The sequence below is a fragment of the Pseudomonas sp. B12(2026) genome, assembly GCF_057767015.1.
This window is the reverse complement of the sequence record NZ_CM173430.1, coordinates 3,220,305-3,238,326: the sequence shown is the minus strand read 5'-3', so window position 1 is coordinate 3,238,326 and position 18,022 is coordinate 3,220,305. Positions and strand designations below refer to the sequence as shown.

Below are 18,022 nucleotides of genomic sequence, written 5' to 3'. Positions count from 1 at the left end.
GGCGACAGCCCATGGACCTGAACTACAACAACGAACAACGGGCCTTCCGCGAGGAAGTGCGCGCCTGGCTGGCGGCCAACGTGCCGAAGCACCCTTTGCCCTCGTACGACACCGAGGAAGGCTTCCGCTTGCACCGCGAGTGGGAAGCCCGCCTGCACGACGGCCACTGGGGCATGGTGACCTGGCCGCAAATCTACGGTGGCCGCGGCTGCGACCTGATCCAGTGGCTGATCTTCGAAGAAGAGTATTACCGCGCCGGCGCCCCCGGCCGGGTCAACCAGAACGGCATCTTCCTGCTCGGTCCGACGCTGATGGAGTTCGGCACGCAGGAGCAGAAGGCGCGCTTCCTGCCGCGCATGGCGTGTGGCCAGGACGTCTGGGCGCAGGGCTGGTCGGAGCCGGATGCAGGCTCCGACATGGCGGCCATCCGCTCGCGTGCCGAACGAGTCGGCGACCATTACGTGATCAACGGCCAGAAGACCTGGTCGACCCGTGCTGTCTGGGCCGACTGGCTGTTCGGCATGTTCCGCACCGACCCGGCCTCCAGCCGCCACCACGGCCTGACCTTCATCCTGGTGCCGCTGGATTCGCCGGGTATCACCGTCCGCCCGATCGCCCAGCTCGACGGCCTGCCGGGCTTCGCCGAAATCTTCTTCGACGACGTCAAGGTGCCAGTGGAGAACGTGCTGGGTGGCGAAGGGCAGGGCTGGCATGTGGCGATGTCCACCGCCGGCTTCGAGCGCGGGCTGATGCTGCGCTCCCCGGCGCGCTTCCAGGAAACCGCGCGGCGCCTGCTGCAGCTGTACCTGGAAAACCGCGAGGCGGCCAACCGCGATCCGGCCATCGGCGAGGCGGTCATGCGCGCCTGGCTGGACGCCGAGGCCTACACCCTGAGCACCTACATGACCGCCTCGCGCCTGCAGCAGGGCGGCCGCATCGGCCCGGAGTCCTCGACCAACAAGATCTTCTGGTCGGAGCTGGACCAGCGCATGCACGAAACCGCCCTGAGCATCCTCGGCGCCCGCGCCGAACTATTGCCCGGTGAGGCGCTGGCTGCTGACGTCGGTCGCTGGCTGGATGGCTTCCTGTTCTCCCTGGCCGGCCCGATCTACGCCGGCACCAACGAAATCCAGCGCAACATCATCGCCGAACGCATGCTCGGCATGCCGCGCGCCTGAGGAGCCGGGACATGGACTTCACCTTCAATCACGATCAGCTGAGCTTCCATGACAGCGTGCGCGCCTTCCTTACCAACCAGATGACCCCGGAGCGCCAGCGCGAACTCTGGGACAGCCAGACCGGGCGCAGCGATGAACTCTGGGCGCAGCTCGCCGAACTGGGCCTGACCGCCCTGAACCTGCCCGAGGCCTATGGCGGCTTGGGGCTGGACGAGACCGACTGGGTGCTGCCGGCGCAGGAGTGCGGCTACGCCGCGCTGGCCGAGCCGCTGCTCGACACCGCGCTGGTGGGCGCGCCGCTGCTGGCTGCACTCGGTGACGAGCACGAAGCGTTCAAGGCGGACTGGCTGGGGCGCATCGCTTCCGGCAAGACGCGCCTGGCGGTCGGTCATCCGGACAACCTGCTGGTGGCCGACGCTCATGTCGCCGACCTGCTGATCCTCGGCAGCCAGGACGAAATCCACGCCGTTTCGCGCCAGGCCGTGCAGCTCACCCACAACGCCGTGCTGGACCCAGCGCGCCGGCTGTTCAGCGTGAGCTGGACACCCAGCGCTACCACCCGCATGGCCAGCGGTGAGCCGGCCCGCGCACTGTGGGCTGCCGCCTTCGAACGTGGCGCCCTGGCTTGTGCCGCGCAGCAGCTGGGCCTGGCCAAGCGCATGCTGGACCTGGCGGTGGACTACAGCTTCGAGCGCAAGCAGTTCGGCAAACCCATCGGCAGCTTCCAGGCGGTCAAGCATCTGATGGCCAACGTCGCGGTACTCATCGAGTTCGCCAAGGCGCCGCTGTGCCGCGCCGCGCAATCCCTCGCCGAGAACCATCCGCAGGCCGCGCTGCACGTGTCCCAGGCGGCCCTGGCCTGCTCCGAGGCCGCGCAACTGGCGGCGAAGAACGCCATCCAGGTACACGGCGCCATGGGTTACACCTGGGAAGTCGACCTGCAGTTCTACATGAAGCGCGCCTGGGCCCTGGACAAGGTCTGGGGTGATCGCAGCCTGCACAAGGCGCGGCTGTGCCGGGCGCTGTTCGGCGGGGCGATCAGCGCCGGTGCCGGCCACACCTTCGCCGTTTGAGGGGAACGAAATGGCAGAAGCCTACATAGTCGACGCCCTGCGCACGCCCACCGGCAAGCGCAGAGGGGGGCTGTCGCATATCCACGCCGCTGATCTGGGCGCCCATGTGCTGCGCGAGCTGGTGCAGCGCAACGGTATCCCCGACGCGGACTACGACGACGTCATCTTCGGCTGCGTCGACACCATCGGCCCGCTGGCCGGTGACATCGCCCGCACCTGCTGGCTGGCGGCTGACCTCGACCAGGGCGTGCCCGGCACCACCATCGACCGCCAGTGCGGCTCGTCCCAGCAGGCCGTGCACTTCGCTGCCCAGGCGGTGATGAGCGGCACCCAGGACGTGGTGGTCGCCGGCGGTGTGCAGACCATGACGCAGATCCCGATCTCCTCGGCCATGACCGCTGCCGAACCGCTGGGCTTCAGCGATCCGTTCAGCGGCTCCGCAGGCTGGGTGAAGCGCTACGGCGTCACGCCACCAAGTCAGTTCCGTTCGGCGCAGATGATCGCCGAGAAGTGGAAGCTCAGCCGCGAGGCGTTGGAAGTCTATTCGCTGGAGTCGCACCGCCGCGCGCTGCAAGCCATCGAGGCTGGCCATTTCGCCCGCGAGATCGTCCCGCTGGCCGGCGTGCAGCACGACGAGACGCCGCGTCAGACCAGCCTGGTGAAGATGGCCGAGTTGGAAACCCTGTTCGGCTGCGACCGTGTCACTGCTGGTGTGTCGAGCCAGACCTGCGATGCCGCCAGCGCGATGCTGATCGTCTCCGAGCGCGCCTTGAAGCGTTATAACCTGACCCCGCGTGCGCGTGTCCACCACATCAGCGTGCGCGCCGACGATCCGGTATGGATGCTCACCGCGCCGATCCCGGCCACCGCGTACGCACTGAAGAAAGCCGGCATGCGCCTGGAAGACATCGACCGGGTGGAGATCAACGAAGCCTTCGCCTCGGTGGTCATGGCCTGGCTGCAGGAAACCGGTTACCCGCACGAACGCACCAACGTCCACGGCGGCGCCATCGCTCTCGGCCACCCGCTGGGCGCCACCGGCACCCGCCTGATGACCACGCTGCTCCACGAACTGGAACGCAGCGGCGGCCGCTACGGCCTGCAGACCATGTGCGAAGGCGGAGGCATCGCCAACGTGACCATTATCGAAAGGCTGTAACGCGACCGCTCTCCCGGGGCGCGACGTGCATGGGCTGAACGACAGGTCATCCTGCTGCTCGGGCGACACCTCTCCGGCCAGGGAGCGCTTGGGGGAGAGGGCGCTTGCCAGCGTGCATTCAACATTCAGGAGTACTTCATGCAAATCTGCAAAGACCGGGTCGTGATCATCACTGGCGCCGGTGGCGGCCTTGGCCGCGCCTATGCGCTGGCCCTGGCCGCCGAAGGTGCCAAGGTCGTGGTCAACGACATCAACCGCGAAGCCGCGGCTGGCGTGGCCGCCCTGATCCGCGACCAGGGCGGCGAGGCCATCGGCGACAGCCACGACATCACCCACTACGCCGAAGCCGGCGAGATTGTCCGCGCTACCCTCGATGCCTTCGGTGACCTGCACGCGGTGGTCAACAACGCCGGCATCTGCCGCGACCGCATGTTCGCCAGCCTCACCGAGGCCGACTGGGATGCGGTGATGAACGTGCACCTCAAGGGGCATTTCTGCATCGCCAGCCACGCCGTGCATCACTGGCGCGATCAGGCCAAGGCCGGCGCGAAAGTGCGCGCGCGCATCATCAATACCAGCTCCGGCGCCGGCCTGCAGGGCTCCATCGGCCAGTCCAACTACTCGGCGGCAAAGGGAGGCATCGCCTCCCTGACCCTGGTGCAGGCGGCGGAACTGGCGCGCTACGGCATCACCGCCAACGCCCTGGCCCCGGCCGCGCGGACCGGCATGACCGAACAGGTGTTCGCCGAGGTGATGAAGAAGCCCGAAGACGGTTTCGACCACTTCGCCCCGGAAAACGTCGCACCGCTGGTGGCCTGGCTTGTCAGCGAAGACTCCCAGCACGTCACCGGCCGCCTGTTCGAGGTCGAAGGCGGCAAGCTCTCCATCGGCGACGGCTGGCGCCGGGGCCCGGAACGCGACAAGGGCGCGCGCTGGCTGCCGGCGGAGGTCGGCGGCGTGGTGGAAGAACTGATCGAACGCGCCGTGCCGGCGCAGAAGGTGTACGGCAGTTAAGGGGCAGCTCTTCGCAGGAGCGAGCTTGCTCGCGAACCAAACCCCGCTTCGGAGCCGTTCGCGAGCAAGCTCGCTCCTACAGGTGCCCCAACTCCTCGCGTGTCCTTCCCACGTCCATTCGGACGATTCCCGCCAGACCATCTCCCGCCAGACTGCCCTGCATCTGAACCCACAGGGCTGCTTCCCATGGAATTTGCCTTCACCGACGAGCAGGAGATGATCCGTGATAGCGCGGAAAGCTTTCTCGCCGATGCTTCACCCTCCAGCGCTGTGCGCGCGGCCATGGGCGCCGGCGGTCATGACCTGGCACTCTGGCGGCGCATTCGCGACGAACTCGGCTGGCAGGCGCTGCTGGTGCCCGAGGCCCACGGCGGGTTGGGGCTGGGTTTCGTCGAACTGGCCATCGTGCAGGAGCAGCTCGGTCGACGCCTGGCCTCGCTGCCATTCTTCACCAGCGCCGTGGCGGTCTGCGCTTTGCGCCTGCTGGGCGATGACGAACAGCAGACGCGCTGGTTGCCGGTGCTGGCCGAAGGCAGCCTGAGCGCCGCCCTGGCGCTAGGCGCCGAGGGCGCGCCCGATATCGGAGCGGTGCAGGTGGTGGCGAGCAGGGAAGGCGAAGGGTTCGTCCTGGATGGCCGCCTGCGCCCGGTGCTCGATGGCCACAGTGCCGACCTGCTGCTGATCCCCGCGCGCCTGGCAGGCAGCCGGAGTGAGGAGGGCATCTGCCTGTTCGCCGTTCCCGCGATCAGCAACGGCCTGCGGCGCCGCGCCCTGCCAACGCTGGACCAGACCCGCCAGCTTGCCGAGGTCGAGCTGGAAGGGCTCTACCTGCCCGCCGACGCCTTGCTGGGGACGCTTGGCGCTGCCTGGCCGGCTCTGGACAAGGTTCTGCAACTGGCCGCCATCGCTCTGGCCGCCGAGCAGGTCGGCGGTGCCCAGCAGGCGCTCGACCTGACCGTCGCCTACACCTGCGAGCGCCAGCAGTTCGGCCGCCCGGTGGGCAGCTTCCAGGCGCTCAAGCACCGCATGGCGGACATGATGCTGCAGGTGGAGTGCGCGCGTTCCGCGCTCTACTACGCCGCTTGCGTGGCCCAGGAAGCGCTGGGCGGGCAGGGCGGCTCCGCGCTCGCCGCCGAGCTGCCGCTGGCCGCCGCGCTGGCCAAGTCCCGCGCCTCGGAAGCCTTCTTCCATTGCGCCGCCGAGTCGATCCAGCTGCACGGCGGGGTCGGTTTCACCTGGGAATACGACCCGCACCTGTATTTCAAGCGCGCTCGCGCCGGCGAAGCTCTGCTCGGCACGCCGGCCTGGCACCGCGAGCGTATTGCTGCTGCCATTCTGGAGGACCGCCCATGAAGATCGGATTCGACGCCGACGACGAGGTCTTCCGCGCCGAGGTTGCCCAGTGGCTGGCGGACAATTTGCGTGGTGAGTTCGAGCCGCTGCGTTTCCATGGCGGGCCGGGTGACGAACACAGTTTCCCCAAGGAGCGCAAAGCCTGGGAACGCAAGCTTGCCGAGGGCGGCTGGACCTGTGTGGGCTGGGCGAAGGAACACGGCGGACGCGGCCTGTCGATCAACCAGCAGGTGATCTTCCACGAGGAATACGCCCGCGCCGGTGGGCCCGGCCGCATGGGGCACATCGGCGAGGGCCTGGCCGGTCCGACCATCGCCGCTTTCGGCAGCGACGAGCAGAAGCGCCGGCTGCTGCCGGGCATCGTCAGCGGCCGTGAGTTCTGGTGCCAGGGGTATTCCGAGCCGGGCGCCGGCTCCGACCTGGCCGCCGTGAAGACCCGTGCCACCTTCGACGCCGAGCGCAACCTATGGCGCATCAACGGGCAGAAGGTGTGGACCTCGCTGGCCCACGAATCCGACTGGTGCTTCGTTATCGCCCGCAGCGAGCAGGGCAGCGTCGGCCATCACGGCCTGGCCTTCCTGCTGGTGCCGATGAACCAGCCGGGCATCAGCGTGCGGCCGATCGAGCAGCTCACCGGCACGTCCGAATTCAACGAGGTGTTCTTCGACGACGCCGAGACCGCTGCCGAGAACCTGCTCGGCGCGCCGGGCGACGGCTGGAAGATCGCCATGGCGCTGCTGGGCTTCGAGCGCGGCGTGTCCACCCTCGGCCAGCAAATGCAGTTCCACAACGAGCTGGACGAGATCATCCGCATCGCCCGCGCCAACGGCGCCGCCCGCGACCCGTTGCTGCGGCAGCGCCTGGCCGAGGCCTGGGGCGGGCTCAAGGTGCTGCGCTACAACTCGCTGCGCATGCTCTCCGGCGCGCAGGACGGCAGCCTGCGTCCCGAGGCGCTGATCTACAAGTTGTGCTGGTCCGACTGGCACGTGCGCCTGGGCAAGCTGGCCATGGACGTGCTCGGCGCCGAGGCGGAAATCCTCGATGGCGGCCCCTACCAGCTGAACCGCCTGCAGGGCCTGTTCCTGTTCAGCCGCGCCGACACCATCTACGGCGGCAGCAACGAGATCCAGCGCAACCTCATCGCCGAGCGCGCTCTCGGCCTGCCCCGAGAACCCAAGGTGCCCCGCCAGGCCCCGCAGTAAGGAGTGGAGATCCGCCATGCTCAAACCCGAATACGTATCCGGTCGTGGCCTGCTGCGCGGCAAATCGGTGCTGATCACCGCCGCCGCGGGCGCCGGCATTGGATTTTCCGCTGCCCTGCGTGCCGCCGAGGAAGGCTGCCGCGCGCTGATGATCAGTGACATCCACGAAGGCCGCCTGACCGAGGCGGTGGAGCGCATCCGCCAGGCCTGCGGGCTGCAGGCGGTGTACGGGCAGGTCTGCAACGTCACCAGCGAGGAGCAGGTGCGCGCCCTGGTGGCCGCCGCCGAGGAACGCCTGGACGGCGTCGACGTGCTGATCAACAACGCAGGCCTGGGCGGCTCGCGCACGCTGGTGGAGATGACCGACGAGGAGTGGCAGCGGGTCCTGGACGTGACCCTTACCGGCACCATGCGCATGACCCGCGCCATGCTGCCGTACATGATGCAGCGCCGCGCCGGCGCCATCGTCAACAACGCCTCGGTGCTCGGCTGGCGCGCGCAGAAGGAGCAGAGCCATTACGCCGCGGCCAAGGCCGGGGTGATGGCGTTGACCCGCTGCGCGGCTGTGGAGGTGGCCGAGTACGGAGTGCGCATCAACGCGGTGAGCCCGAGCATCGCCCTGCACGACTTCCTGCGCCGATCCGCGCCGCAGGAACTGCTGGACACGCTGGCTACCAACGAGGCCTTCGGCCGCGCCGCCGAGGTCTGGGAAATCGCCAACGTGATGATGTTCCTGGCCAGCGACTACAGCTCCTACATGACCGGCGAAGTGCTGTCGGTCTCCAGCCAGAGGGCCTGACATGGCACGTGTCTTCGAGCATCCCGACGAACTGCTGGCCTGCGTCGGCGAAGTCCTCGGCGAGAGCGAGTGGCTGACCGTCGAGCAGTCGCGCATCGATCAGTTCGCGCAAGCCACCGGAGATCACCAGTGGATTCACGTCGATCCGGTCCGCGCAGCCAGTGGCCCCTATGGCACCTGCATCGCCCACGGCTACCTGACGCTGTCGCTGGTCAACCTGTTCCTGCCGCAGATCGTCGAGGTGCGCGGCATTTCCATGGGCGTGAACTACGGCTGTGACCGCGTGCGCTTCCCCAACGTGGTCAAGGCCGGCGCCCGCGTGCGCGGCCGCGCCGAGCTGGTCGCCGCCGAGGCGGTGAAGGGCGCCGTGCAGTCCACCGTGCGCGTCAGCGTCGAGATCGAGGGCGAAGACCGCCCCGGCTGCGTGGTGGACACCATCAGCCGTTACTTCGCACTTTGAAGAGCTACCCCGTCTGAGGAGCTGCTCGTAGGGCGGATAACGCTGGCGCGTTATGCGCCCTACGAAGGCTGAAACCCGGAACTACCTGAGGATTCGCCATGAGAGAAGCCGTCATCGTCTCCACCGTCCGTACCGCCATCGGCAAGGCCTTCCGTGGCGCCTTCAACGACACCGAGGCCCCCGCCATGGGGGGCGCGGTGGTGGCCGAGGCGGTCCGTCGTGCAGGCGTCGAGCCGGGTGAAGTGGAAGACGTCATCATCGGCGCCGCCGCGCAGCAGGGCACTCAGGCCTACAACCTCGGCCGTCTCTGCGCCACTGCCGCTGGCCTTCCGTCGAGCGTGGCCGGCATGGCGGTGGAGCGCCAGTGCGCCTCCGGCCTGATGAGCATCGCCATCGCCGCCAAGTCCATCGCCTGCAACGAGCTGGACATCGCCGTGGCCGGTGGGCTGGAGTCCATCTCTTTGGTGCAGAACAAGCACAAGAACGCCTACCGCAACCAGTCGCAGGCCGTGCTGGAGCGCGACCCGGCGGCCTACATCCCGATGATCGAGACCGCTGAGATCGTCGCCGCCCGCTACAACATCAGCCGCGAAGCGCAGGACGCTTACTCGCTGCTCAGCCAGCAGCGTACCGCCGCCGCCCAGCACGACGGCCTGTTCGCCGACGAGATCCTGCCGATGCGCGCGCAGCGCCTGGTGGTGGACAAGGCCACCGGCGAGAGCCGCCACGAATCCGTGCTGATCGACCGCGACGAATGCAACCGCGCCGACACCACTCTGGCCAGCCTCGCCGCGCTGGAGCCGGTGTGGCAGGGCGGCCAGTGGAGTGGCGCGGGGCGCTTCATCACCGCCGGCAATGCATCGCAACTGTCCGACGGCGCCTCGGCGTCGCTGCTGATGGAAGCCCGCGAGGCTGAGCGCCGTGGCCTGCAGCCGCTGGGCATCTACCGTGGGCTGGCGGTGGCCGGCTGCAACGCCGACGAGATGGGCATCGGCCCGGTCTTCGCGGTCCCGAAACTGCTCAAGCGCCACGGTCTGAAGGTGGACGACATCGGCCTGTGGGAGATCAACGAAGCCTTCGCCTGCCAGGTGATGTTCTGCCAGGACAAGCTGGGCATCCCCGGTGAACGCCTGAACGTCAACGGCGGCGCCATCGCCATCGGCCATCCATTCGGCATGTCCGGCGCGCGCATGGCCGGCCACGCGCTGCTGGAAGGCCGTCGCCGTGGTGTTCGCTACGTGGTGGTGAGCATGTGCATCGGCGGCGGCATGGGCGCTGCCGCGCTGTTCGAGGTGGCCTGATGGACGCCCAACTGATCCGCTTGCGCATGGCGCGCTACGTGGAGCTGGTGGATGCCGGTGACGTCGACGGCATTCTGTCGCTCTACGCCGATGACGCGGTGGTCGAGGACCCGGTGGGCGCCAAGCCCCTGGTCGGGATCGAGGCCATCGCCCGTTTCTACCGCGAGGGCCTGGGCCGCTCCGAGGCGAGCGCCCAGCTCACCGGGCCGGTGCGGGTCACCGGCAACGGCTGTGGCGCCATGCCGTTCCGCGTCGACCTGAACTGGAATGGCGAGGCGTGCAGTCTGGATGTGATCGACGTGATGGAGTTCGACGAGCAGGGGCGCATCTGCTCGATGAAAGCCTATTGGGGTGATCTCAACGTAGAAAGGAGGCAGGAATGAACCTGGAGCAACGTATCGCGCGCCTGGAGGCGATCGAATACATTCGCCAACTCAAGCACCGTTATCTCAATGCCTGTGACCTGAAGGATGTGGAGGCGATCCGTGCCTGCTTCGCCGGTGGCGAGGTGCTGATCGACTATGGCCCATTGGGTGTGTTTCGCGACCGTGAGCCGTTTCTCGCGCTGTACCAGGAACTGGCATGCGTACCGCGGGTGATCGACCTCCACCATGCGGCCAACCCGGAGATCGAGCTGGAGGATGCCGACAACGCCACCGCACGCTGGGCTCTGCATTACCAGAACTGCGATGGCGAAACCGGTGCCACCCGCCAGCTCGGCGGCTTCTATCAGGACCGCTACCGTCGCGTCGACGGCCAGTGGCGGATCGTGGAAACGACTTTCCGTGCACATTTCGAGGTGGTGCGGGACGGCGCTGTCTGATGGTGTAGGCGTAGGGCGTACAACCGCTCACGGTTGTACGCCGATACACCCAAGCTGTGGTCGAGCGTCCTGCAGGAGCGGACTTCGTCCGCGATCCGGGCCGGGCGCAGGGCTACCGCGGACGAAGTCCACTCCTACGCACAGCCAATCGTCGGCCTCGAACGGGGCGTGGCCAACGTCAATCGGTGTAAGCCCCCCGGCGGCGGTTGCCAGCCCGTAGCGCGGACCGGGGTGGAATTCGTCGCCTGCGGCACCATGCTCAGGTTGCGCAGTCGGGCCCTGGGGAGAGCCTCCGGGGTGCTCGAGAAGCTTTATCCCTGCACCGCGTCGAGGAAGGCCGGTCGCTCGCCGCCACCGTGTACGGCGATTTCGGCGCCGCTGACATAGGACGCCAGCGACGAGGCCAGGTACAGGCAGGCATCGCCAATATCGCCCGGCTCCGCAAGGCGTCCCAGCGGAATGGTGTCGGCCACGCGCTGCACACTGTCCTCGTTGCCGTAGTGCAGGTGGCTCTGTTCGGTGCGGATCAGCCCACCGATCACCGCGTTCACCCGTACCATCGGCGCCCATTCAACCGCCAGAGAACGGCTCAGGTTGAGCAGCCCGGCCTTGGCCGCTCCATAGGCAGCTGTGCCGGGGGAAGGGCGGGTGGCGCTGACGCTGCAAATGTTGATGATCGCACCGCCGCCTGCCTGCTTCTGCATGCGCTGGTTGGCCAATTGGCAAAGGTTCAGCGGGGCCAGCAGGTTGAGCCGGACTATGGCCTCGGAGAAGCGCGGCGAGGCTTCGGCCGCATCGGCGTAGGGTGCGCCGCCGGCGTTGTTGATCAGTACGTCCAGGTGTCCGTGGCGCTCGTCGATGGCGGCCATCAGCGCCTGCAATTGCTCGAAGTCGCGCACATCGCAGGGCACGAACCAGGCTTCACGCCCATCGTGGCTGGGCAGTTGCTCGGGCGCTTCGCGGCCGCAGATCACCACTACGGCGCCCTGTTCCAGGAAGCGCTGGCTGATACCCCGGCCCACGCCTTTGCCGCCGCCGGTGATCAGTACCACCTGACCGCTGAAATCCAATGTTCGTGTCATGTCCGCACCTCGATGGGAAAGGCTTGCAGCCTAGGTGCGGCTTTGCCTGGCGTACACGTCCGAAGGGACTATGCGCGGGCTCCGCAATCACCTGCTGGAGCAGGCCAGGCCCACGATTCGCAAACAACGTCCGCGCCTACGATTACACCGTTCCCGTAGTCCTCTCGGACGATGTGCCACTTGGCAAGGCACCGAAATAATCCCAGCACTTTCCCCTCCCTGGAGCGCCGCCATGACCGCCTTGCCGCAAGGACACTTCGTCACCCTCAACGGCGGACTCCGATTGCATTACCTGGACACCGGCAGTGGCGACGCCATGCTGTTCATCCACGGCAGCGGCCCCGGTGCCAGCGGCCACAGCAACTTCAAGCAGAACTACCCGGACTTCGCCGCCGCCGGCCACCGCGTACTGGTCCCGGACCTGCCCGGCTACGGCGCCAGCGACAAGCCGGAAACCGACTACACGCTGGACTTCTTCGTCGAGGCAATGTTCGGCTTGCTCGACGTGCTGGCCATCCAGCGCTGCACCCTGGTGGGCAACTCCCTGGGCGGTGCCATCGCCATCAGGATGGCCCTCGACCAGCCGCAACGCATCACGCGCCTGGTGCTGATGGCACCGGGCGGGCTGATGGAGAAGGAGCAGTACTACCTGCAGATGGAAGGCATCCGGAAGATGGGTGCGGCCTTCGCCAACGGTGAACTGAACGATGCCGATGGCATGCGCCGCCTGCTCTCGCTGCAGCTCTTCGACGCTTCGCTGATCAGCGACGAGACGGTCAACGAGCGCGTTGCCGTGGTCAGGGAACAACCGCGCTGCGTACTGACTCGCATGCAGGTGCCGGACCTGGCGTCGCAAGTTTCCCAGTTGCGCTGCCCGATCCTCGGCTTCTGGGGCATGAACGACAAATTCTGCCCGTCCAGCGGGGCGCAAACGCTGATGGACGCCTGCAGCAACATCCGTTTCGTACTGCTCAGCGAGTGCGGGCACTGGGTGATGGTCGAGCACCGCGCGCTGTTCAACCGCGAAGTGCTGGCTTTCCTCGAGGAGACTCCGGCATGAGCGAGCAACTCCAGCAGCAGTACGCCGACGAACTCTACCGCGCGCTGGTCGAAGGCTGCAGCGTGGCGCCGCTGACCGAGCGCTGGGCGCAGATCGGCGTCGAGGACGCCTACCGTATATCCCATCTGATCCTGGAGCGGCGCCTGGCTGATGGCGACGAACTGGTCGGCAAGAAGATCGGTGTTACCTCTGAGGCCGTGCAGCGCATGCTCGACGTGCACCAGCCGGACTTCGGTTTCATCACCCGTCGGATGTGGTTCGCCAACGGTGCCGACATCTCGCTGTCGGAAAACCGACTGATCCAGCCGCGCGCCGAGGGCGAGATCGCCTTCCGCCTCAAGCGCGACCTCAAGGGCCCAGGCGTCACCGAGGCCGACGTGCTGGCCGCCACCGAGTGCGTGATGGCCTGCTTCGAGATTGTCGACTCGCGCATCAATGACTGGCGCATCCGCATCCAGGACACCGTGGCCGACAACGCCTCCTGCGGCGTGTTCGTGCTCGGTGAAATGGACCGCGACCCGCACGAGCTGGACCTGCCCAACCTGCGCATGCGCGTGTTCAAGAATGGCGCGCCGATCAGCGAGGGCCTGGGCTCCGCGGTACAGGGCAACCCGCTCACCGCCGTGGCCTGGCTGGCCAACACCCTGGGCGCCTTCGGTATTCCCTTCAAGGCCGGCGAAATCATCCTCTCCGGCTCGTTGGTGCCGCTGGAGCCGGTGAGGGCGGGCGACCGTTTCGAGCTGGACATCGACGGCCTGGGCAGCGCCCGGGCGTCCTTCCGTGCATAGGAGTCATCCATGAGCAAGAAACTTCGGGCCGCGATCATCGGCCCCGGCAACATCGGCACCGACCTGCTGATGAAGATGCGCCGGTCCCAATGGATCGAACCGGTCTGGATGGTCGGTGTCGACCCGTCTTCCGACGGCCTGGCGCGTGCCCGTGAGTTCGGTCTGAAGACCACCGCCGACGGCGTCGACGGCCTGCTGCCGCACGTGCTGGACGACGATATCCGCATCGCCTTCGATGCTACCTCCGCCTACGTCCATGCTGAGAACAGCCGCAAGCTCAACGCGCTGGGCGTGATCATGGTCGACCTGACCCCGGCCGCCATCGGCCCGTTCTGCGTGCCGCCGGTGAACCTGGCCGAGCACGCCGGCAACCTGGCGATGAACGTCAACATGGTCACCTGCGGTGGCCAGGCCACCATCCCGATGGTGGCGGCGGTCTCGCGGGTGCAGCCGGTTGGCTACGCGGAGATTGTCGCCACCGTGTCCTCCCGCTCGGTCGGTCCGGGTACGCGCAAGAACATCGACGAGTTCACCCGCACCACGGCCGGTGCCATCGAGCAGGTGGGCGGGGCGAAGCAGGGCAAGGCGATCATCGTCATCAACCCTGCCGAGCCGCCGCTGATGATGCGCGACACCATCCATTGCCTGACCGCCGGCACGCCCGACCAGGCGGCCATCTGCGCCTCCGTACACGAGATGATCCGCGAGGTGCAGCGCTATGTGCCGGGCTACAAGCTGATCAACGGCCCGGTGTTCGATGGCAACCGCGTCTCGGTGTACCTGGAAGTCGAAGGCCTGGGCGACTACCTGCCCAAGTCCGCCGGCAACCTCGACATCATGACCGCCGCCGGCCTGCGTACTGCCGAGATGATCGCCGAACAAGCCCATCAGGGCGCCCTGCAACTGCCGGCCCGCTGAGGAGAAACGACCATGAACCTGCAAGGCAAGCACGTGCGCCTGCACGATATGAGCCTGCGTGACGGCATGCACGCCAAGCGCCACCAGATCAGCCTGGAGCAGATGGTTTCCGTGGCCGCGGGCCTCGACGAAGCTGGTGTGCCGCTGATCGAGATCACCCACGGCGACGGCCTGGGCGGTGCCTCGGTGAACTACGGCTTCCCGGCCCACACCGACCGCGAATACTTCGAGGCGGTGATTCCCAAGCTCAAGCAGGCCAAGGTCTCGGCGTTGCTGCTGCCGGGCATCGGTACCGTCGAGCACCTGAAAATGGCCCACGGCTGCGGCGTTTCCACCATCCGCGTGGCGACCCACTGCACCGAGGCGGACGTCTCCGAGCAGCATATCGGCATGTCCCGCGAGATGGGCCTGGATACCGTGGGCTTCCTGATGATGGCGCACATGGTCAGCGCCGAGCAACTGCTGGAACAGGCGCGGCTGATGGAAAGCTTCGGCGCCAACTGCATCTACTGCACCGACTCGGCCGGCTACATGCTGCCCGACGAAGTCAGCGAGAAAATCGGCCTGCTGCGCGCCGAACTCAAGGCGCACACGGAAGTCGGCTTCCACGGCCACCACAACATGGGCATGGCCATCGCCAACTCCCTGGCCGCCGTCGAAGCCGGTGCCGCGCGCATCGATGGCTCGGTCGCGGGTCTGGGCGCCGGCGCCGGCAACACCCCGCTGGAAGTCTTCGTGGCTGTGCTCAAGCGCATGGGCGTGGACAGCGGTATCGACCTGTACCGCATCATGGACGTCGCCGAGGACCTGGTGGTGCCGATGATGGACCACCCGATCCGCCTTGACCGCGATGCCCTGACCCTGGGCTACGCGGGTGTCTATAGTTCCTTCCTTCTATTTGCCAAGCGGGCAGAAGCGCGTTATGGCATTTCAGCTCGTGAGCTTCTAGTGGAGCTTGGGCGGCGAAAGACTGTCGGCGGTCAGGAGGACATGATCGAGGACCTTGCGCTTACTATGTCGAACATGAAGAAGTCAAAACTGGGGACTCTTCCGACATAACCTTGCTTGGCTTGCGTTCCTCAGGGCGGCTTTCGTTATTAAAGCTTGCCCTTTTGTTGGCGGTTGGGCGGCCAATCCGCACGGTTGCTCATGTGTCCGGTAGCCGAGGCGTCTTCCATCACCAGTTCCAGATACGGGTTGTTTGGGAGGGGCTGCTCTGCGAATACGCTCGACAGATCATCGAGCAAAGAGCTATGCAAATTACGGGACCTGTGCGGGCCCGTCACGGTGCAGGTCCAGATGTTCAGCCCATCGGTGTGCTTGCGATGGATCTGCAGCTTCTCGAACTGCTTCTGCCCCCGTTGCCAGTCGTTAAGCTGCGCCTCCCTGGCCGTGAGGTCAGCGAAAGACGTTGCCATTTCTGTCCTCCTAGTCGGGATGTTCACGTGACCTATTGATTTTGTTCAAAAAATAGTCATCGGCACGTTCCTTGCGTCTTTTCTTGCGGAGGGGGTTGCCAAGGTACCCGGACTAGTCCATAATGCAGCCCATCGATTCGACGGGCTTGAAAAAATCCTTAAGAATCAGATAGATAGAGCTAGATTAGCGGGTTTCTCCCGCTCAGAATTTTGACGGTTTGCGATGCGAGCCGTTTGCCTTACGGCTGAGTAGCAGAGTGGTTATGCACCGGATTGCAAATCCGTGAACGCCGGTTCGATTCCGACCTCAGCCTCCAAAAGAAAGCCCCGTAGATTAACGTCTTCGGGGCTTTTTCTTTTGACTCATGAAACCACCTGAAACGGTTTGTTTTGGAACGCGTTCCATAACTTTCCTATTTCGCGGGCTTCGCAACGGCCCCGACTCGGCGGTAAACCCGCTCTGTAATTCCCTCCTTTGAATGGCCCAGTAGCACGCTTGCGTCGGCCACGTCTCGGATTTCGCTCGCCGCTTTCGGTCGGATATCACGGAACTGGAACTGGCGAATGCGCTCGGCCAACTCCTTGTCTCCCGCCTCATCGGCCTTCGCGGCCGCCTTGGACCTAGCCTCATCCCAGCGATTCCTGAGCATCGGCCAGGAAACCCTCTTCCCGCTTCGGTTCAGTACCAGGAACGGCGACAGAAACTCCCCATTCCCTTGTGAAATCCGCTTCAGCAGCTTCCCCAGCGAGTTCGGCTCGCCATTCGTCTCCGTCTGGATGCGCAGGCGCTTGCTGGTCTTGCCCTGGGTGACCAGCAAATAGCCGTCGACCACATCATCCCGGCGCATGCTAAGCACGTCGGCCGGGCGTTGTCCGGTCAGGTACGCCAGGTCCATGGCATCGCGCAGTTCATGACAGGCGGCGGTGTATACGGCCTTCCATACCGTGTCGTTGGCGTAGTAGTCGCGCGGCTTCTCCGTGTTCTTACGGACGCCATGGCATGGGTTTGCCTGCTTGCACAGGCCCCATTCCCTGGCGGTATTGAATACGTGACTGAGCAGGGCGATTTCCCGGTTCGCCCTGGTCTTGGCCTCCCTCGCATCTCGGTACTGAGCGATCATCGACGGGGTGATGTCTTCGACGTCAACTTCATCGAAGACGCGGCGCAGGCGGCTCATCTCAGACTTGTTATCAGATTGGGTACGCGCCGCTTTCTTGGGGATGATGTCTCGCTCGTACCTATCGAAGATGGCACGCATCAGCGTTGCTTCGCCCGGGATGGCCGTGGATTCAAGCTCCGCCCATTTCCGCCGGGCCTCATTCAGATCCTCTCCGAGCAGGATGTCCTTTCCGTCTGGTGTGCGGTAGTAGTACCGACTCCAGACTTTGCCGTTCTTGCGGGTTCGGTTGCGCTGGTAGACGTTGATGGGTAGGTGGCGGTTTTCCGGCTTGCGGGGTCTCATTCATTGATCCGCGAGAAGTCAGGGGCACGTTTCGGCCTGGCCTGCTGGGCCGGCGTCGAGCTTGTCGAGTGCGGGATTATGCCGAGCTTCATGCGGGCGTAGAGGCGGCCAACCAAGGGACGCTTTCCGCGGCTCTCGACATAGACCCAGTGGTGACGGTCAAGCCAGCGCCGTTGCCAGGCGCGCAGCTTGTAGCCGGTGATCTCGGCCAGTTCCTCGTCGGAGAGGATTTCGCTTTCCATGGGCAATACCTCATCGCCCTGGTATTCGGTGGCGATTGGTTGGGGATGCTTTGAGTCAGGGAGTTTTGGGAAGCGGGGAGGGGCGTACTTCGTGGATTGGCTTTCAGTCGGTCGCTGATATCCAGCCCTTTGCCCTCATCTTTTCGGCCTGCCGCTCTAGCCAATCGAGCTGATCGTAGTAATCGCGTTCCGAGCCGTCGGCATACTGTTTTGGATTGATTGAGCGGTGTTCAGAAAGCTCGCGTAAGAGACGGCGGCCACGTTCTCGACGGGCGTCCCAAATGCCCGCGCCGACATCAAGCAGGTGCTGATCGTTTTCGCCATGGCGACGGTAGTGGTTCGCCAGCTCCAGAAAAATCTCGAAGTGCTTGGGGTCAAAGTTGCCGATGGAATCGCCGCGGAACTGGCCGAGCGATCCGTTGTAGCAGCTCAAGGCGAAGTCCTGCAGAGCGCCGGCGGCGCTGTAGGACTGGTGAAGCAGAATGTCGCGATACTTCAGAAAGGGGGATTCATTCGGCATGGAGCATTCCTTCTTTGCGTTGGTTTCCCGGATGCCACCCACTGGATGGCATCGAGGAAACGGTGTTGCTCCGCGTTCGCCTACTGGGCTTCTACAACCCGCGGTTGGTACGATTTGATGTCATTCCCCAAGCCGCGGCGCCGATTCCGCACGGCGAAGCCTGGTTTCT

At 65.7% G+C, this 18,022-nt stretch carries 20 protein-coding genes and 1 tRNA gene; 16 read left to right on the top strand and 5 right to left on the bottom strand.

All coding sequences use genetic code 11. From position 1 onward, the window contains the following. Positions 1-11 precede the first annotated feature (11 nt). From AC3B6A_RS15150 to AC3B6A_RS15100, 11 genes are all read left to right on the top strand, one after another. The gene (locus AC3B6A_RS15150) at positions 12-1,178 is read left to right on the top strand and encodes an acyl-CoA dehydrogenase (protein ID WP_488398029.1); all 1,167 of its coding nucleotides are present in this window, start codon (positions 12-14) and stop codon (positions 1,176-1,178) included. Positions 1,179-1,189: 11 nt separating this feature from the next. Continuing rightward, complete coding sequence (locus tag AC3B6A_RS15145; RefSeq protein WP_488398028.1) at positions 1,190-2,251, top strand: acyl-CoA dehydrogenase family protein; 1,062 nt, start codon at positions 1,190-1,192, stop codon at positions 2,249-2,251. A gap of 10 nt (positions 2,252-2,261) precedes the next feature. Continuing rightward, positions 2,262-3,410 (top strand): acetyl-CoA C-acetyltransferase, encoded by a 1,149-nt coding sequence (locus tag AC3B6A_RS15140; protein WP_488398027.1) that lies wholly within the window; start codon positions 2,262-2,264, stop codon positions 3,408-3,410. A 138-nt stretch (positions 3,411-3,548) separates the two neighbouring features. Continuing rightward, entirely contained in the window at positions 3,549-4,424 is an 876-nt protein-coding gene (locus tag AC3B6A_RS15135) for an SDR family oxidoreductase (protein ID WP_488398026.1), read from the top strand. 186 nt (positions 4,425-4,610) lie between these two features. After that, positions 4,611-5,777 (top strand): acyl-CoA dehydrogenase family protein, encoded by a 1,167-nt coding sequence (locus tag AC3B6A_RS15130; protein ID WP_488398025.1) that lies wholly within the window; start codon positions 4,611-4,613, stop codon positions 5,775-5,777. After that, entirely contained in the window at positions 5,774-6,979 is a 1,206-nt protein-coding gene (locus AC3B6A_RS15125) for an acyl-CoA dehydrogenase family protein (RefSeq protein WP_488398024.1), read from the top strand. Before AC3B6A_RS15130 ends, AC3B6A_RS15125 begins: the two co-directional genes overlap by 4 nt. 16 nt (positions 6,980-6,995) lie before the next feature. After that, positions 6,996-7,778, top strand: a complete 783-nt coding sequence (locus tag AC3B6A_RS15120; RefSeq protein WP_488398023.1) for an SDR family oxidoreductase — start codon at positions 6,996-6,998, stop codon at positions 7,776-7,778. Position 7,779: 1 nt separating this feature from the next. After that, the gene (locus tag AC3B6A_RS15115; protein ID WP_488398022.1) at positions 7,780-8,238 is read left to right on the top strand and encodes a MaoC family dehydratase; all 459 of its coding nucleotides are present in this window, start codon (positions 7,780-7,782) and stop codon (positions 8,236-8,238) included. Positions 8,239-8,336: 98 nt separating this feature from the next. Next, the gene (locus AC3B6A_RS15110) at positions 8,337-9,539 is read left to right on the top strand and encodes an acetyl-CoA C-acyltransferase (RefSeq protein WP_488398021.1); all 1,203 of its coding nucleotides are present in this window, start codon (positions 8,337-8,339) and stop codon (positions 9,537-9,539) included. Further along, entirely contained in the window at positions 9,539-9,922 is a 384-nt protein-coding gene (locus AC3B6A_RS15105) for a nuclear transport factor 2 family protein (RefSeq protein ID WP_488398020.1), read from the top strand. Before AC3B6A_RS15110 ends, AC3B6A_RS15105 begins: the two co-directional genes overlap by 1 nt. Next, complete coding sequence (locus tag AC3B6A_RS15100; RefSeq protein WP_488398019.1) at positions 9,919-10,362, top strand: nuclear transport factor 2 family protein; 444 nt, start codon at positions 9,919-9,921, stop codon at positions 10,360-10,362. Before AC3B6A_RS15105 ends, AC3B6A_RS15100 begins: the two co-directional genes overlap by 4 nt. Before the next feature lie 311 nt (positions 10,363-10,673). Here AC3B6A_RS15100 and AC3B6A_RS15095 read toward each other — a convergent pair whose 3' ends face one another. Next, on the bottom strand, positions 10,674-11,444 hold the full coding sequence (locus AC3B6A_RS15095; protein ID WP_488398018.1) for an SDR family oxidoreductase: 771 nt from the start codon (positions 11,442-11,444) through the stop codon (positions 10,674-10,676). A gap of 232 nt (positions 11,445-11,676) precedes the next feature. Between AC3B6A_RS15095 and AC3B6A_RS15090 the strand changes: the two genes are divergently transcribed. The 4 genes from AC3B6A_RS15090 to dmpG are packed head-to-tail and all read left to right on the top strand — an operon-like array spanning position 11,677 to position 15,269. Then, positions 11,677-12,504 (top strand): alpha/beta fold hydrolase, encoded by an 828-nt coding sequence (locus tag AC3B6A_RS15090; RefSeq protein ID WP_488398017.1) that lies wholly within the window; start codon positions 11,677-11,679, stop codon positions 12,502-12,504. Next, entirely contained in the window at positions 12,501-13,292 is a 792-nt protein-coding gene (locus AC3B6A_RS15085) for a fumarylacetoacetate hydrolase family protein (RefSeq protein WP_488398016.1), read from the top strand. Before AC3B6A_RS15090 ends, AC3B6A_RS15085 begins: the two co-directional genes overlap by 4 nt. A 9-nt stretch (positions 13,293-13,301) precedes the next feature. Next, positions 13,302-14,210: an acetaldehyde dehydrogenase (acetylating) gene (locus tag AC3B6A_RS15080; RefSeq protein WP_488398015.1), complete on the top strand. Its 909-nt coding sequence runs from the start codon at positions 13,302-13,304 to the stop codon at positions 14,208-14,210. Between the two features lie 12 nt (positions 14,211-14,222). Continuing rightward, positions 14,223-15,269: a 4-hydroxy-2-oxovalerate aldolase gene (gene dmpG / locus AC3B6A_RS15075; RefSeq protein WP_488398014.1), complete on the top strand. Its 1,047-nt coding sequence runs from the start codon at positions 14,223-14,225 to the stop codon at positions 15,267-15,269. A gap of 38 nt (positions 15,270-15,307) precedes the next feature. Here the strand turns inward: dmpG and AC3B6A_RS15070 are convergent, their stop codons facing one another. Next, the gene (locus AC3B6A_RS15070; protein ID WP_488398013.1) at positions 15,308-15,628 is read right to left on the bottom strand and encodes a conjugal transfer nickase/helicase domain-containing protein; all 321 of its coding nucleotides are present in this window, start codon (positions 15,626-15,628) and stop codon (positions 15,308-15,310) included. Between the two features lie 243 nt (positions 15,629-15,871). On the opposite strand from AC3B6A_RS15070, the gene AC3B6A_RS15065 reads away from it, so the two are divergent. Continuing rightward, positions 15,872-15,945: transfer RNA gene (locus tag AC3B6A_RS15065), tRNA-Cys, on the top strand. Positions 15,946-16,041: 96 nt separating this feature from the next. Here AC3B6A_RS15065 and AC3B6A_RS15060 read toward each other — a convergent pair. The 3 genes from AC3B6A_RS15060 to AC3B6A_RS15050 form a co-directional block, all read right to left on the bottom strand. After that, a complete protein-coding gene (locus AC3B6A_RS15060) occupies positions 16,042-17,091 on the bottom strand; it encodes a phage integrase (RefSeq protein WP_488398012.1) in 1,050 nt (349 codons plus the stop codon). Beyond that, the gene (locus tag AC3B6A_RS15055; protein ID WP_488398011.1) at positions 17,088-17,333 is read right to left on the bottom strand and encodes a DUF4224 domain-containing protein; all 246 of its coding nucleotides are present in this window, start codon (positions 17,331-17,333) and stop codon (positions 17,088-17,090) included. Before AC3B6A_RS15055 ends, AC3B6A_RS15060 begins: the two co-directional genes overlap by 4 nt. A 103-nt stretch (positions 17,334-17,436) precedes the next feature. After that, entirely contained in the window at positions 17,437-17,853 is a 417-nt protein-coding gene (locus tag AC3B6A_RS15050) for a hypothetical protein (protein ID WP_488398010.1), read from the bottom strand. Positions 17,854-18,022: the final 169 nt, after the last annotated feature.